At 65.5% G+C, this 15,121-nt stretch carries 13 protein-coding genes; 4 read left to right on the top strand and 9 right to left on the bottom strand.

All coding sequences use genetic code 11. The features are described 5' to 3' along the window. Nucleotides 1–102: 102 nt before the first annotated feature. The 4 genes from araD to QRQ56_RS15465 are packed head-to-tail and all read right to left on the bottom strand — an operon-like array spanning nt 103 to nt 4,487. On the bottom strand, nt 103–1,839 hold the full coding sequence (gene araD, locus QRQ56_RS15480; RefSeq protein WP_438741226.1) for an L-arabinonate dehydratase: 1,737 nt from the start codon (nt 1,837–1,839) through the stop codon (nt 103–105). After that, nucleotides 1,836–2,696: an ABC transporter permease gene (locus tag QRQ56_RS15475; RefSeq protein WP_438741225.1), complete on the bottom strand. Its 861-nt coding sequence runs from the start codon at nt 2,694–2,696 to the stop codon at nt 1,836–1,838. The genes araD and QRQ56_RS15475 overlap by 4 nt, the downstream gene beginning before the upstream one ends. A 10-nt stretch (nt 2,697–2,706) precedes the next feature. Next, complete coding sequence (locus QRQ56_RS15470; protein WP_438741224.1) at nt 2,707–3,468, bottom strand: ABC transporter ATP-binding protein; 762 nt, start codon at nt 3,466–3,468, stop codon at nt 2,707–2,709. Beyond that, a complete protein-coding gene (locus tag QRQ56_RS15465; protein WP_438741223.1) occupies nt 3,468–4,487 on the bottom strand; it encodes an ABC transporter substrate-binding protein in 1,020 nt (339 codons plus the stop codon). Before QRQ56_RS15465 ends, QRQ56_RS15470 begins: the two co-directional genes overlap by 1 nt. A 94-nt stretch (nt 4,488–4,581) precedes the next feature. Between QRQ56_RS15465 and QRQ56_RS15460 the strand changes: the two genes are divergently transcribed. Further along, the gene (locus QRQ56_RS15460; RefSeq protein ID WP_438741222.1) at nt 4,582–5,298 is read left to right on the top strand and encodes a GntR family transcriptional regulator; all 717 of its coding nucleotides are present in this window, start codon (nt 4,582–4,584) and stop codon (nt 5,296–5,298) included. Nucleotides 5,299–5,437: 139 nt separating this feature from the next. Here QRQ56_RS15460 and QRQ56_RS15455 read toward each other — a convergent pair whose 3' ends face one another. After that, a complete protein-coding gene (locus QRQ56_RS15455) occupies nt 5,438–7,618 on the bottom strand; it encodes a HAMP domain-containing methyl-accepting chemotaxis protein (protein ID WP_438741220.1) in 2,181 nt (726 codons plus the stop codon). A gap of 351 nt (nt 7,619–7,969) precedes the next feature. Between QRQ56_RS15455 and QRQ56_RS15450 the strand changes: the two genes are divergently transcribed. Further along, nucleotides 7,970–8,389: a response regulator gene (locus tag QRQ56_RS15450; RefSeq protein ID WP_438741219.1), complete on the top strand. Its 420-nt coding sequence runs from the start codon at nt 7,970–7,972 to the stop codon at nt 8,387–8,389. After that, a complete protein-coding gene (locus QRQ56_RS15445) occupies nt 8,367–11,960 on the top strand; it encodes a PAS domain S-box protein (RefSeq protein WP_438741218.1) in 3,594 nt (1,197 codons plus the stop codon). Before QRQ56_RS15450 ends, QRQ56_RS15445 begins: the two co-directional genes overlap by 23 nt. A gap of 112 nt (nt 11,961–12,072) precedes the next feature. On the opposite strand, the gene QRQ56_RS15440 is transcribed toward QRQ56_RS15445, so the two are convergent. Further along, nucleotides 12,073–12,708, bottom strand: coding sequence for a response regulator transcription factor (locus tag QRQ56_RS15440; protein ID WP_063198355.1), 636 nt, complete (start codon nt 12,706–12,708; stop codon nt 12,073–12,075). A gap of 186 nt (nt 12,709–12,894) precedes the next feature. On the opposite strand from QRQ56_RS15440, the gene QRQ56_RS15435 reads away from it, so the two are divergent. Then, entirely contained in the window at nt 12,895–13,170 is a 276-nt protein-coding gene (locus QRQ56_RS15435; RefSeq protein ID WP_438741217.1) for a hypothetical protein, read from the top strand. Between the two features lie 56 nt (nt 13,171–13,226). Here QRQ56_RS15435 and QRQ56_RS15430 read toward each other — a convergent pair whose 3' ends face one another. The 3 genes from QRQ56_RS15430 to QRQ56_RS15420 all read right to left on the bottom strand — a co-directional run bounded on the left by QRQ56_RS15430 (nt 13,227) and on the right by QRQ56_RS15420 (nt 15,072). Further along, entirely contained in the window at nt 13,227–13,730 is a 504-nt protein-coding gene (locus QRQ56_RS15430) for a response regulator (protein ID WP_438741216.1), read from the bottom strand. A 143-nt stretch (nt 13,731–13,873) separates the two neighbouring features. Continuing rightward, on the bottom strand, nt 13,874–14,191 hold the full coding sequence (locus QRQ56_RS15425; protein ID WP_018321617.1) for a hypothetical protein: 318 nt from the start codon (nt 14,189–14,191) through the stop codon (nt 13,874–13,876). Nucleotides 14,192–14,193: 2 nt separating this feature from the next. Beyond that, the gene (locus tag QRQ56_RS15420; protein ID WP_438741215.1) at nt 14,194–15,072 is read right to left on the bottom strand and encodes a CheR family methyltransferase; all 879 of its coding nucleotides are present in this window, start codon (nt 15,070–15,072) and stop codon (nt 14,194–14,196) included. Nucleotides 15,073–15,121 lie beyond the last annotated feature (49 nt).

Genomic DNA, 15,121 nt, shown 5'->3' with positions numbered 1-15,121 from the left:
ATTCCGGGGCGCGCCGCTTGGCGCGAGCCCGGAATCCATACTCCCGATCGTGGTTATGGATTCCGGGCTCATCGCTTCGCGATGCCCCGGAATGACAGGTGGCTAATAGATAGACGGCTCGCCGATCGGCGCGCCGAAATCGGTCTCGAGGAAGTCGAAGTCGCAGCCGTCATTGGCCTGCTTGATGTGCTTGGTGAACATCCAGCCATAGCCGCGCTCGAAGCGGCGCTCGGGCTGCTTCCAGGCGGCGCGGCGCTTGTCGAGCTCGGCCTCGCTGACGTCGAGATTGATGGTGCGCGCGGCGACGTCGAGCGTGATGCGGTCGCCATTCCGCACCAGCGCCAGCGGGCCGCCGATATAGGATTCCGGCGAGACGTGCAGGATGCAGGCGCCGTAGCTGGTGCCGCTCATCCGCGCATCGGAAATGCGCACCATGTCGCGCACGCCCTGCTTCACGAGCTTGGTCGGGATCGGCAGCATGCCCCATTCCGGCATGCCCGGCCCGCCCTGCGGCCCCGCATTGCGCAGGATCAGGATATGATCCTCGGTGACGTCGAGATCGGGATCGTCAACCGCCTTCTTCATCGAAGGGTAGTCGTCGAACACCAGCGCCGGGCCGGTGTGCTTGAGAAAGCGCGGCGCGCAGGCGCTGGGCTTGATGACGCAGCCGTCGGGCGCGAGGTTGCCCTTGAGCACGGCGAGCGCGCCCTCCTTGTAGATGGGATTGGCGACCGAGCGGATCACGTCGGCATTGTGCACCTCGGCGCCCTCGATGTTCTCGCCGAGGGTCTTGCCTGTTACCGTGATGCAGTCGAGATGCAGATGCTGCTTGATCTCGCCCATCAGCGCCGGCAGTCCGCCGGCATAGAAAAAGTCCTCCATCAGATAGGCATCGCCGCTCGGGCGGACGTTGGCGATCACGGGTACCTTGCGGCTCGCGACCTCGAAATCGTCGAGGCCGACATCCTGGCCGGCGCGGCGGGCCTGCGCGATCAGATGGATGATCGCGTTGGTCGAGCAGCCCATCGCCATCGCGACCGCGATCGCGTTCTCGAAGGCTTTTCGGCTCTGGATCACCTTCGGCGTCAGGTCTTCCCACACCATCTCGACGATGCGGCGGCCGCATTCGGAGGCCATGCGGATGTGGTTGGCGTCGGCGGCGGGAATCGAGGAGGCGCCGGGCAGCGTCATGCCGATCGCTTCCGCAATCGCGGTCATGGTCGAGGCCGTGCCCATGGTCATGCAGGTGCCGTAGCTGCGCGCGATGCCGGCTTCGATGTCGAGCCAGTCCTTGTCGGAGATCTTTCCGGCGCGGCGCTCGTCCCAATATTTCCAGCCGTCCGAGCCGGAGCCGAGCGTCTTGCCCTTCCAATTGCCGCGCAGCATGGGACCGGCCGGCAGATAGATCGCCGGGATGTTCATCGAGGTCGCGCCCAGCAGCAGCGCCGGCGTGGTCTTGTCGCAGCCGCCCATCAGCACGACGCCGTCGACGGGATGGCTGCGCAGCAGCTCTTCCGCGTCCATCGCCAGCAGATTGCGATAGAGCATGGTGGTCGGCTTGAGCAGCGATTCCGACAGCGACAGCGCAGGCAGCTCGATCGGCAGGCCGCCGGCCATCAGGATACCGCGCTTGACGTCGTCGACGCGCGACTTGAAGTGCATGTGGCAGGGCTGCGCATCCGACCAGGTATTGAGGATCGCGATGCAGGGGCGGTCCTTCCACTCCTCGGGCGCGTAGCCCATCTGCATGGTGCGCGAGCGATGGCCGAACGAGCGCAGATCGTCGGGCGCGAACCAGCGCGCGCTGCGGAGCTGGTCGGGTGTTTTCTTCTTGGTCATGATTGGGTGCCCCATTTCTGAACGGTGTTCCGCTCGATCGCGCGGAAGATCAGGTTCTCGACAAAGAGCCCGATGATGATCACCGTCAAGAGGCCCGCGAACACTGCGGGTATGTCGAGGAGATTGCGGTTCTCGAAGATGAACCAGCCGAGCCCGCCCTGCCCGGATGACACGCCGAACACCAGCTCGGCCGCGATCAGCGTACGCCAGGCGAACGCCCAGCCGATCTTCAGGCCGGTGAGAATGGAGCCGAAGGCCGCCGGGATGAGTATCTTGGCAACGTAGGGCAATCCGCGCAGGCCGTAATTGCGTCCGACCATGCGCAGCGTGTTGGAGACGCTCTTGAAGCCGGAGTGGGTGTTGAGCGCGACCGGCCACAGCACCGAATGGATCAGCACGAAGACGAGGCTGCCATTGCCGAGGCCGAACCAGATCAAGGCGAGCGGCAAGAGCGCGATTGCCGGCAGCGGATTGAACATCGCCGTGACGGTCTCGAGGAAGTCGGTGCCGATCCGGGTCGAGATGGCGAGGATCGTGAAGATCGCGGCCAGCACGATGCCGGCCGAATAGCCCATGAACAGGACCTTGAGCGAGGTCCAGGCCCGCATCGGAATGGTGCCGTCTTTGACGCGGTCGAACAGCGTGACGGCCGTGTCATGCAGCGTCGGAAACAGCAGGGGATTGTCGAGATAGAGGCCGTAGGCTTCCCATATCGCGGCCAGGAACAGGATGATGACGGCCTTGCGGACGAAGCCGTCATTCCAGAGCAGCTCCAGCACACTCAGCTTGCGTTCGACCTCACCTGCGCCGATGGCGGCGGAAGGCGCGTCACGCAGCAGAATTCTCGCTTCGCCCATAACGGATCCTTCAATGCGCGGTGGCTTCACCGGCGAACAGGAGATCGTGGATCTCCTTCTCCAGCCGGCCGGCGCTGCCGTCGTCGTTCGAGACCTTGTCGACGTCGATCACCTCGGCCTTGACGCGACCGGGATGCGGCGACAGCAACAGGATGCGGTTGCCGATGCGGATGGCTTCGGCGATCGAATGGGTCACGAACAGCACCGTGAACCTGGTCTCGCTCCAGAGCTGGAGCAGTTCGTCCTGGCAGGTCCGTCGCGTCAGCGCGTCGAGCGCGGCGAACGGCTCGTCCATCAACAGGATATCCGGCTCCATCGCCATGCCGCGCGCGATCGCGACGCGCTGCTTCATGCCGCCGGACAGCGTGTGCGGATAGGCGTCGACCACGCGGGTGAGACCGACCTTCTCGATATAGGCCCGCGCCTTGGCCTCGGCGTCCTTGCGCGACAATTTTCGCGCCGTCAGCAGGGGGAACATCACGTTGGTGAGCACGCTCTTCCAGGGCAGCAGCTGGTCGAATTCCTGGAAGATCATCATGCGATCGGCGCCGGGGCCGTGGATCTCGCGATCGCCGATCGTCATGCGGCCCTCGCTCGGGCTCATGTAGCCGCCGACGGCCTTGAGCAAGGTCGACTTGCCGCAACCGGAGGGCCCGAGCAGTACGAAGCGGTCGGACTTGTCGACCGTGAAGCTGACCCGCTCCGTGGCCGTGACGACGGCGCTGGAGGTCTTGTAGCGCAGCGTCACGGAGTTGACGTCGAGCAGCGCCATCAGTTGCCCTTCAGATCGTGCGCGACCGGAAGATAATAGTCCGTCCACGCCTTGGGCTGGTTCTTCAGCGTGCCGGTCTTGAACAGATGGGCGGCGAACTTCATCGTGCCCTGCGGCTCGAGATTCCACTCCATCATGCCGGGCTCTTTCAGGAGGTCGAGCAGCTCCTCCACCGAGGTCTTGTCGCCGGTGATCTCCTTGTAGATCTCGACCGCCTGCTTGGTGTCGCTGTGGATCAGGTCCTGCGCTTCCTTGGTGGCGTCGCGCACGGCCTGGATGATCTTGGGATTGGCGTCCGCGAACTTCGTGGTGGTGAAGAACTGCGCCTGGCTCAGCGGACCGCCCATCACGTCGGGCGATGACAGCACGATGTGCGCGCCCGGCACGTTCTTCAGCTCCAGGAAGGTGAAGGGCGGAATCGAGAAGTGGTTGTGCACCTCGTGCTTGGGATTGGACAGCGCCGCATAGGCGTCGGGATGGCCGAGCTGCACGGTGTTGGCGTCCAGCTTCGACCATTGGTCGGCGCCGAAAGCCTCGGCGGCCGCGATCTGCAGCACGATCGCCTGGGTCGACACCTTCACGGTCGGCACCGCGATCTTGTCGCTCGGCCCGAAATCCTTGATCGACTTGATGTTGGCGTCGCGGCTGATCAACGTCATCGGTTGCGCCGAGGTCGCGACGATGCCCTTCACGCCGCCGCGGGTGCGGTCCCACAGCAGGAGAAGATTGCCGGTGCCGGTGTTGAGGATGTCGACGCCGCCCGCGAGCAGCGCGTCGGTCTGCGCGCCGCCGCCGGAGAAGGTGATCCATTTGGTGGTGACGCCGGAGACGCCGAGGGAAGCTGCGTGCTTCTCGATCAGCTTCAGCTTCTCCATGACGTGGCTCGGCATGTAGAAAATGCCGGGCTGGCGCGACAGCCCGATCTCGGATTTCTGCTGCGCAACCGCCGGCGAAGCCGCCAGCACGGTTGCAGCGATCAGGGCGATGGCGGCGACGCCACGCTGAAATGGCTTGATCATAATTGTTCGTTTCCTCCGGCCGGCATTGACGGGCGACCCTGCTGATGCACTAATGCATTAGTGCATCAAAGGCAAGCCTGCCGGAGCTCGTGCCATGGAAACCGCCCATTCCGCGTCCCGCGCGACCGCCCGCCGGGGGCCGCCGCTCGACCGGGCGCGGCAGGCCGCGCCGCAGGTGTTCGAGCGGCTGCGCAACGCCATTCTCGCGCTCGAGCTGCCCCCGGGCGCGCCGATGTCCCGCACCGATCTCGCCACGCAGTTCGGCGTCAGCTCGACGCCGATCCGCGATGCCCTGATGCGGCTGGAAGAGGAAGGGCTGGTCGACGTGTTTCCGCAGCACGCGACCGTGGTCAGCCGCGTCGATGTCGGCCGCGCCGAGCAGGCGCACTTCCTGCGCCAGGCGCTCGAGCTCGAGATCGTCCGGTTGCTCGCCGAGCAGCATGACCAGGCCCTGGTCCTCCGCCTCGACCACGTGATCGCGCTTCAGCAGCAATTCGCCAAGGCCGGTGATTTCGAGAGCTTCATCGCCGCCGACAATGATTTTCACGCCCAGCTCTATGCCGCGGCCGGCAAGCAGGAGCTGTGGACGCTGGTGCGCAGCCGCAGCGGACATATCGACCGGCTGCGCCGTCTGCATCTGCCCTCACCCGGCAAGGCCCAGAACATCGTCCGCCACCACCGATTGATCACCCGCGCGATCGAAGCCGGCGACCCCGACGCCGCGCAACAGCATCTGCGCAAGCATCTGTCGGGCACGCTGAGCGAGCTCGACAAGATCCGAAGCAATTACCCGGAATATCTGACGGATTAGCGGAGTGAAGCCCGGCGAGCGCCGCGATCGCATTTGAACAGCCAGCAGAGGTCGTCATGCCCGGGCTTGTCCCGGCCACGACGCTGTCGTGCCGTCGGCGCCTTCAGTTCATACCTCGTGTGCAGGGTGATTATTCTTATCAGGCCGCATCCCGGCCGTTTCGCCGCTCCGGCCCGCGATAGTCGGCCGCGTCGCGCTTGCGGCGATCCATCGGGCCGCTGCGCAACCTGACGAAGAAGGCCTGGACCTCCGCGGCAAGACGCTCGGATGCACCCGAGACCGCGTTGGCGGCTCCCATCACGTCGTCGGCCGAGCGGCTGGTTTCCGCGATGGCCCCTGAAACGGTGCCGATGCTGCCAGCGAGCGTCTGCGTCCCCGACGCCGCCAGCTGGACGTTATGCGAGATCTCGCGCGTTGCCGCGCCCTGCTGCTCCACGGCACTGGCGATCGCTGCGGTGACCTCGTCGATCTTGCGCATGGCGTTGGCGACCTCCTTGACCGAGGCGACCGCGCTTCCCGTCGAATTCTGGATCGCCGCGATGTGCTGGGCAATGTCCTGCGTGGCATTGCGGGTCTGGCCGGCCAGCGCCTTGACCTCGGACGCCACCACGGCGAAGCCGCGGCCCGCTTCGCCGGCGCGCGCGGCCTCGATGGTGGCGTTGAGCGCAAGGAGGTTGGTCTGGGCCGCGATGGCCTGGATCAGGTCCACCACCGAGCTGATGCTCTGGGCGGCGTTCGCCAGGCCCTCGATCTCCGATTCCGATCGCGCGGTGACGTCGCCCGCCAACCGGACGGTCTTATTCGACAATTCGATCTGGCGGCCGATCTCGACGATGGAGCTCGCAAGCTGCTCGGCGGCCGCTGCGACGGTCTGGACGTTGACCGCGGTCTGCTCGGACGTAGTGGCTGCGGACGTGGCCTGACTGGTCGCATGATGCGCGATGCCGCCGAGGCTCTCCGCGGTCTGCCGCATGGTGCCGGCATTCTCGCCGACCAGCGCGAGCAGGTCGCGCGAGGTCGCGCGGAACTCCTCGACCGCGTTCTCCGTGTTGCGATTGTTGGCCTCGCGCGCTTCGGCTTCGCGGGCAAGGCCCGCCGCGGCGTGCTGCTGGGCGATCACGTTGTCGCGGAATTTGGCCACCGCCCGCGAGACGGTTCCAATCTCGTCGCCGCGCTCGGCCGTCCTGAACGCGACACTGGTGTCGCCGGCGGACAGCAGCGCGGAATCGCCGACTAGCTCGACGATCGGCCGCGTGATGGACCGCGCGACCAGAAGCGCGATCGCGGTACCGAGCACCAGCCCGGCGACGAGCAGGATCCATTGCAGCTGCAGCAGCGTCTCGGCCTGATCGACGACGCGGCCGGCGTCCACGGCGAGCTTCGATTGCTGGTCGCTCTTGAGGCCGCCGGCGCGCTTGCCGTCGGCGTCCTTGCGGCCGTCCAGCAGATCGAGAATGCGGGCCGCACGCGGCGCTGCCTCAGTGGACAGAATGAAGACCGGCATGTTCCATTGCGGCGTCTGGCGGATCGCGAAGATCTTTCCCGGCGAAGCCGCGAAGGCTTCGTTCGCCTTGACGATGGCTTGATAGGCGTTTCGCTGGGTCGGCGTCAGCAGCGCTTCCTGCGTCTTGACCGCGGCGAGCGCGGTGCGGAACGTCGCCAGCGGCTTCTCGAATTTCTCACGGTCGGCGGTTTCGCCCGATGCCACATAGAGCCGCAATTGCGATCCGGCGGCGGCGAGATTGCCGCGCACATCGGCAAAGGTCTTGAGCAGGTGCTTGCGCTGCGGCGTTGCCTCCAGCGTCTCCTCCTCGTCGATCATTCCTGTGATTTCGGCGAACATCGTCGCGATCAGCGGCGCGGCCTCCTTCGTCAGCAGCTCGCTCGCCGGATAGGCCGACGGGGTGAAGGCGGCCAGCTCGGCCTTGTCCTGGGCCTGGCGGAATTCCGCAATCAGCGCCCTCGCCTCACGCCAATTGGCCTTGTTGTCCGCACTGGAAAATCCCTCGGCCATGCGATCGACCGCGGCCATTGTGCGATCGAGCTCGGCCCACACCGATGCGCGGTTCTGCTTGCCCTGCGCATCGCCGGTCAGGAGATAGCCGCGCAGCGTCGAGAGCGTGGAATAGAGGTTGCCGACGAGCTCGGTGCTCGCAATCGCGACCGGCGCCCGCTGGTTCGCCACCGTCTTGATGCGCGAGGAGATGTCGGAAACCCCCGTGACGGTGTAGATCACGGTGGCCGCGAGCAGGATGCAGATCAGCGCGAAGCCGCCGAGCAGCCGGGTGCGAATTCCGGTGTTCGCCATCGATTTGAACATAAGTCTCTCGTACTGAATTCGTCTGATCGGCCGGCTCGCCGGGGGCCAGGACGGGGCGGCGCGATCCGATACAATTGGCTTTTCTGAACTGGTACCGATTGTGAACCGCCGGCTTTAATCGCTGGTGAAGTCGGGGTTCCGTGCAACTACGGCGAGAAAAATAGTGCTGATCCTTTCGCAGCGCAGGAAAGGGAAGTCGTCCCGGATGTCATGTGCACGGAACCATGCATAATGTCGTGGTGCGCTCGCGAAGTGCTTGCGGGCAGGGCGGAATCCGCGCAACAATTTCGACTTTGATGGTTTGATTTGTGGCCGGCGGGAATGTCCTGCCCGGCCCGGAGGAATTCAGACGTGGCCAACATCCTGATTGTGGATGACGACCCGGCCGTCCAGATCACGATCCGGATGCTCCTTGAGCGGGCCGGCCATCACGTCACCGTCGCCGGCGATGGTCGCAAGGGGCTGGCGCTGTTCGAGGCCGACCAATTCGACCTGCTGTTTCTCGACATCTTCATGCCCGGCATGGATGGGCTGGAGACGATGCGTCACATCCGGGCGCTGGCCCCGGCCATTCCGATCATCGTCATCTCCGGCCGGTCGATCACCCCGGATGCCTATGCGGAACCGGACTTCCTGAAGATGGCGACCAAGCTTGGCGCGGTGGCCAGCCTGCAAAAGCCTTTCCGCGCCGGCGCACTGCTCGCCGCGGTCGATGGCTGCCTCAAGGCGGGTGAGCCGGAGGGGTCCGATGTCAACTCCGGCCACCGATAAGGAGGGCTCGTCTGCATCAGACGAGATCGGTCGCGATCACCCGGGAAGTGCCGCGAACATCCCCTCCACGCTCGCCACGCAGCTCGCCATTGCCATGATCCTGCTGGTGGCCGTGACCGTGGCGGCCGTCGGTTGGCTGGGTTATCGCAACACCACGCAAGCGGTCATTCCGCGCGTGCTCGAGCGCGTCGAGGCCCAGGCACGCCTGCTCGCGACCAGTCTGGAATCCTATGTTGCCGGCGCCCACGGTGATCTGGTCGGCTATCGTTCCGCCGCGGCCATCAACGGCCTGATCCGCGCTCACCTCGCCGGAGGAATCGACCCGTCGGACGGCGTCTCGGAGCAGACCTGGCGCGAGCGAATCGCCACGCGGCTCGCGGCCGAGATCGAAGCCAAACCCATCTACGGACAGTTTCGAATCATCGGTCTCGACGACGATCAGCGCGAGCTGGTCCGCGTCGACCGCTCCGGCCCGAACGGAGCGGTGCGGATCGTCCCCAGCGGCGAGCTCGAGCGCAAGGGCGATCGCGCCTATTTTCAGGACACGATCAAGCTGGCTCCGGGCGAGATCTACGTGTCGTCCATCGATCTGGCGACCCGCCAGGGCGGCACCACGGCCCCGCACGTCCCGACGCTGCGGGTCGCGACCCCGCTGTTCACGCAGGACGGCAAGGCGTTCGGCATCATCGTCGCCAATATCGACATGCGTCCGGCGCTCGACCATGTGCGCGCAACGGCGAGCTCGGGTGGCGAGATCTATGTCGTGAATTCGCGCGGCGACTATCTCGTCAATCCCGATCCCGCGCGCGAATTCGGCTCGCTGCGCGGTCATGCCACCAACTGGCGCAATGATTTCCCGTTCTTCGCAGCGCTCGCCGGCAGCACCGAAGTGTCCACGCGGCTCATGACCGACGAATCGGGGCGGCCGACCGGCGCCGCGCTGGCGCCGGCATTGCTCGCCGGCAAGCAATGGGTCGCGATCATCGTGACCATTCCCCCGGCCGTGTTCGGCCGGGTGCCTGCCGCCATTCAAAAGACCTCCGTGCTGGTCGGCGTGCTCGCCATCCTTGCCGCGGCGGCGCTCGCGGTGCTGCTGGCGCGCTCATTGACGCGTCCGATCGGCCGTCTGACCGCGGCTGTGGAGGCGATCGGCCGCGGACAGGCGGCGGACATCCCCGTCGATGCCAGCGGCGAGACCGGCGTGCTGGCGCGGGCCTTCGCCCAGATGGTCGAAGAGACGCGGGCGAAGACGGCCGCCCTCGAGCACGAAATCCGGGAGCATCGCCGCACCGAGGCCGCGCGAAGCCACCACGCCGAGCGCGAGCGCTTGTTCAGCGCCGCCGTCGAATCATCCGACGACGCGATCGTGATGCAATCGCTCGACGCCATCATCACGGGCTGGAATCCGGCTGCCGAACGTCTCTATGGCTATCCGGCGAGCGAGGCGATCGGAAAGCCCACGGCGATCATCGTCCCGCCCGACCGCCGTGCGCATGGCAAGGACTATCTGGCGCGGATCGCCGGGGGCGAACCGATCGAACGATTCGAGACGGTGCGCATGCGCAAGGACGGCACGCCGGTCGAGATCTCGCTCAGCCTGTCGTCGATCAGGGGGCCTTCAGGCGAGATCATCGGCGTTGCCGGAACCGCGCGCAGCCTGACCGAGGCACGGCGGGCCGAGCGGCAGCTCCAGCAGCAGCTCGAGGAGCGCCGGCAGATCTTCGACACCTCGCAAGATCTGATCATGGTCATGGACGCGCGCGGCCACATCGCGCAGGTCAGCCCGAGCAGCGAGACCATTTTGGGCTACCAGCCGGAGCAGATGATCGGCCACAGCGGCGCCGACTTCATTCATCCCGATCATCTCGACCACGCCCGCACCGAAATGCGCGCGCTGCGCCGCGGCGAGCGCGTCAAGCTTGCCGACACGCGCTGCTTCCACCGCAATGGACACGAAGTCTGGCTGTCCTGGCTCGGCAGCTGGTCCGAGCCGGCACAGCGCTACTTCTTCGTCGGGCGCGACATGACCGAGGCCCGGCTCGCGCAGGAGACGCTGCGCGAAAGCGAGCGGCTCGCCCGCAACATCGTCGAGACCTCGCTCGACGCCTTCATCCAGACCGACGAGACCAGCAGCATCCTGAACTGGAACTCGCAGGCCGAGGAGCTGTTCGGCTGGCGCCGTGACGAGGTGCTCGGCAAGAGCACGATCGACCTGATCGTCGCCGAGAGCGAACGCGACAGGGTCAGATCGGGCCTGAAGACCTTCCTCGAAAACGAGGACGGCAGGACGCTGAACCGCCGCCGCGAGCTGATGTGCCGCCGCCGCGACGGCAAGGAATTCAAGGCCGAGGTCAGCGTGACCGCGCTGAAGCGCCGCGAGGGTTTGCTGTTCAACGTGTTCTACCGCGACCTCACCGACAAGATCGCGGCCGACGAGCGCATCCGGCATGCCGAGAAGATGGAGGCGATCGGCCAGCTGACCGGCGGCGTGGCGCATGACTTCAACAACATCCTCACCGTCATCACCGGGACGATCGAAATTCTCGCGGAGGCCGTCGAGAAGGAGCCACAGCTCGCGGCCATCACGAAGATGATCGACGAGGCAGCCGCGCGCGGCGCCGACCTGACCCAGCACCTGCTCGCCTTCGCGCGCAAGCAGCCGCTTCAGCCGCGCGAGATCGACATCAACTCGCTGGTCGTCGACACCGCGAAGCTGCTGCGGCCGACACTGGGCGAGCAGATCCAGATCGAATCCGTGTTCGAGGAGGAGAGCTGCGTCGCGATCGTCGATCCCAACCAGCTCACCACCGCGATCCTCAACCTCGCGCTCAACGCCCGCGACGCCATGCCCGGCGGCGGCAAGCTGATCGTGGAGACCGGCGCCGCCTATCTCGACGAGATCTATGCCAGCGACAACGACGTACGCCCCGGGCACTACGTGCTGATCGCCGTCAGCGATACCGGCAGCGGAATCCCCGCGAACATCCTGACCAGGGTGTTCGACCCCTTCTTCACCTCGAAGGGGCCGGGCAAGGGCACCGGCCTCGGCCTTTCGATGGTCTACGGCTTCATCAAGCAGTCCGCGGGCCATATCAAGATCTACAGCGAGGAAGGCCACGGCACGACGATCAAGATGTACCTGCCGCCCGGCAAGACGCCGACCGCAGCCGGCGAGGGCGTGACGCCGGCGACGATCGAGGGCGGACACGAGACGATCCTGGTGGTCGAGGACGACCGGCTGGTGCGCGACTACGTGCTGGCGCAGCTTCATTCGCTGGGTTACGTCACCTTGCAGGCCGCCAACGCCGCGGAGGCGCTCGCGATCGTCGCCGCAGGCAAGCCGTTCGACCTTCTGTTCACCGACATCATCATGCCCGGCAAGATGAACGGACGGCAGCTCGCCGACGAGCTGATGAGGAAGCGGCCCGATCTCAGGGTGGTCTACACGTCAGGCTATACCGAGAATGCGATCATCCATCACGGCCGGCTGGATTCCGGCGTGATGCTGCTGGCCAAGCCCTATCGAAAATCGGATCTGGCGCGGATCATCCGCAAGGCGCTGAACGCTTGATTGCGCTCGTGTCCCGGACGAGCTTCGTAGCCCGGATGAGCGAAGCGATATCCGGGACTCTTGCAACTGCGTTCCCGGGTGTCGCTTCGCTCACCCGGGCTACGACAGCTTGTTACGACGCGCGCTGGGCCGCGGTCATCACGATGCGGATCAGGTCGGCGGCGTTGCGCGCACCGAGCTTCTTCATGATGTTGGCGCGGTGGTCCTCGATCGTGCGCGGGCTGATGCCGAGCGTGCGACCGGCTTCCTTGTTGGACGCGCCGGAGGCGAACTGCTCGAGCACCTCGCGCTCCCTGCGCGTCAGCGGCTCGCGTCCTGGGAAATGCAGCGAGCCGAATTTCGGCGAGGCGTTCTCCGCCTGCCTGCGTGCATAGGCACCGATCGCTTCGTCGAGGCGGCCGACGATCTCGCTGCCGCGGAACGGCTTCTCGATGAAGTCGAGCGCGCCGCTCTTGATCGCGCCCACCGCCATCGCGATGTCGCCTTGTCCGGAGATCATGAAGATCGGCGCCGGATAGTCCTCGCCTTGCAGCTCCTTCAGAATGTCGAGACCCGACTTTCCGGGGATGTTCACGTCGAGCAGGATCGCAGCCGGCGTGCGGTTGCGCGCGACGGAGAGCAGCGCCGCGCCGTCCGCAAAACAGATCACCTCATAACCCGCCGCCTTCAACACCATCGATAGAGTGTCGCGAACGGCAGGGTCGTCATCGACCACGAAGATTTCACCGCGAGAGCTTTGTTCGGCCATGTGCCACATCCGGTTGGCATGAAGGATTCGCGTCCGCGCCTCCCGTTATGGCGTTCGGCGCGGATTCGGCCCACCCGTATTTGTACGGGACATGGACTTAACGCACAAGTAGCGGCAAGGTGCCTAATTGCGGGGTACGGAGAATATCCATGCTAAATTTCGCGGCCACGACCCCCGCTCGTCGCGATGGCTGAAACCGACAGCCGCCGGTTGATCGCAGCCGATCTTCGCGCTCTGATCATGCGGATCGAGAGCAGCATGCGCCTGATCGACGCAGCCATGATGAATGCGGACACGTTGGAAACGGGCCTCACCTGCAGCGATCCGGCCGGTTCCACCGACGTTTTCGTGCTCGACGATGTGACGCCGCGTTATGCCACGGCGAGCGCCGCCCTCAACGTCTGTCGGGCGGGCCTCGGCCACGCCCTGCAATCTCTGTCGGAATCCGGCAACCCGGCCTAAATCGCGATCGACGCGGCGACCGCCTCGTCCGATCGCATGACAGCTCCGCTGCGCCCTTAGGCGCGGTGCCGCTCCACGATCGCGTCGGTCGCGACGCCGCCCCAGGTGTGGATCGCCGGAAGGCCCATCGCGGTCTTGCCGAGATTGGCGAGGCTGATGCGCAGGGCCGCCAGATCGAGCGGCTTGGGCAGGCTCTGGAGCTCGATCCCGACGGACCGGGCGAAGCTGCGGGCGGCGCTGCGGCGCTTGCCGTCCATGCCGCTGATGACGATCACGGCGCCGCCGAACTTCGCCGCCGCCATCTCGCGCAGCACATCGATTCCGTCGCCGTCCTCCAGCACGAGATCGAGCGTCACGCAGTCGAAGCGGGCCGCGCGAAGCTTCTCGATCGCGTCGGCCACGGACGGCGCCGTCGTGACCTCGTGACCGGCTTGCTTGGCGGCGACCGTGATCAGGCTGCGCTGCGTGGCGTCGTCATCGACCACCAGGAGCTGAAGCGCACGCCGTTCGGTGCTGTCGGGCAGGTTGGGCGTGATGGGCGAAAGAGAGCTTCTGGGCATTTCAGTATCCTGGGAATGAGATCATCAACGGATACACGGTTCGCGCTTAGGCCGCGTAAAGCTGCCGTCGCGAATTCGTTTCGATATGTTCAGAATATGTGAAGCAAGGGATCGGAAAGGCGACGGCGAGCGGCGCAGAGGGATCACGCCGCTTCGTCACGGCCGCCGGCCGCGCCGCGCTTCTTCCTGTTCTTGCCGCGCAGGAACTGGATGTCCATTTCGGCGCCGTTGACGCGGACCAGCTCGCAGCGGCGATAGGCGAGGCCCGTCGACGACAGCAGCAGGAAGAACTCTTTCAGGTTCAAGCCCTGGATCGAGCCTTCCACCGTGAGGATGGCGTCGGTATCGGAGATCGCGTTGAGCTTGCAGTCACGGCGCCAGGTGCCGTCGATGGCCATGATGCAGACGTCATAGCCGCGACTGAAAGTCACGCGCTCCGTACCCTTGCCATCCTCGGCCATGTCTATCGTCCCGCCATGACCGCAAGGCGCGGCGCGGCACCGGCGAGGGCCGGCTTGGCGGCTGCGGCACGCGGATCGTTCGGCTTGTAGAGGCCGCGCCGTTCCGGAATCGGGCGGAACGTGTCGGTCAGGCCGACCACGGTTTCGGCCGCGCCCAGCACCAGGAAGCCGTCGGGCTCGATCTGGCGAGCCAGCCGGTTGAAGATGTTGATCTTGGTGTCCTGGTCGAAATAGATCAGCACGTTGCGGCAGAAGATCACGTCGAAGGTGCCGAGCTGAGAGAAATCGTGCAGCAGATTGAGCTGCCGATGCTGGATCATCGCCCGCAATTCGGGATTGACTTGCCAGGTCTCGCCGGTCTGCTTGAAGTACTTGACCAGCATCTGGATCGGCAGGCCGCGCTGCACCTCGAACTGGCTGTAGACACCGGCCTTGGCCTTCTCCAGCACTTCCTGCGACAGGTCGGTCGCGATGATCTCGACCCGCCAGCCGGTCAGCGCCGCGCCCATCTCCTTCAGGCACATCGCCAGCGAATAGGGCTCCTGCCCGGTCGAGCCGGCGGCGCACCAGATCCGCACGCTGCGCCTGGCGGCGCGTGCCTTGATGACCTCCGGCATGATGTGGTCGCGGAAGTGATCGAACGGGACCTTGTCGCGGAAGAAGAAGGTCTCGTTGGTGGTCATGGCTTCGACCACGTCGGTGATCATCTGACGCGCGCCGCCCTGCAGCTTCTGCACGAGCTCGGTGATGCCTGAAAGCCCGGCCTTGCGGGCGAGCGGCAGCAGCCGGCTTTCGATCAGATATTGCTTGTCTGCGGACAGGTCGAGCCCTGAATTGTCCTTCAGGAATTTACGCAGGTACTCATACTCGGTCGGGGTCACTGGTAGCCTCTTCGAAGCTGTACTGGAACACTCTGGCCAAAACGCGCGG

Source organism: Bradyrhizobium sp. U531 (assembly GCF_051710265.1).
Lineage (GTDB): Bacteria > Pseudomonadota > Alphaproteobacteria > Rhizobiales > Xanthobacteraceae > Bradyrhizobium.
This window is presented reverse-complemented; position numbering and strand designations above follow the sequence as displayed.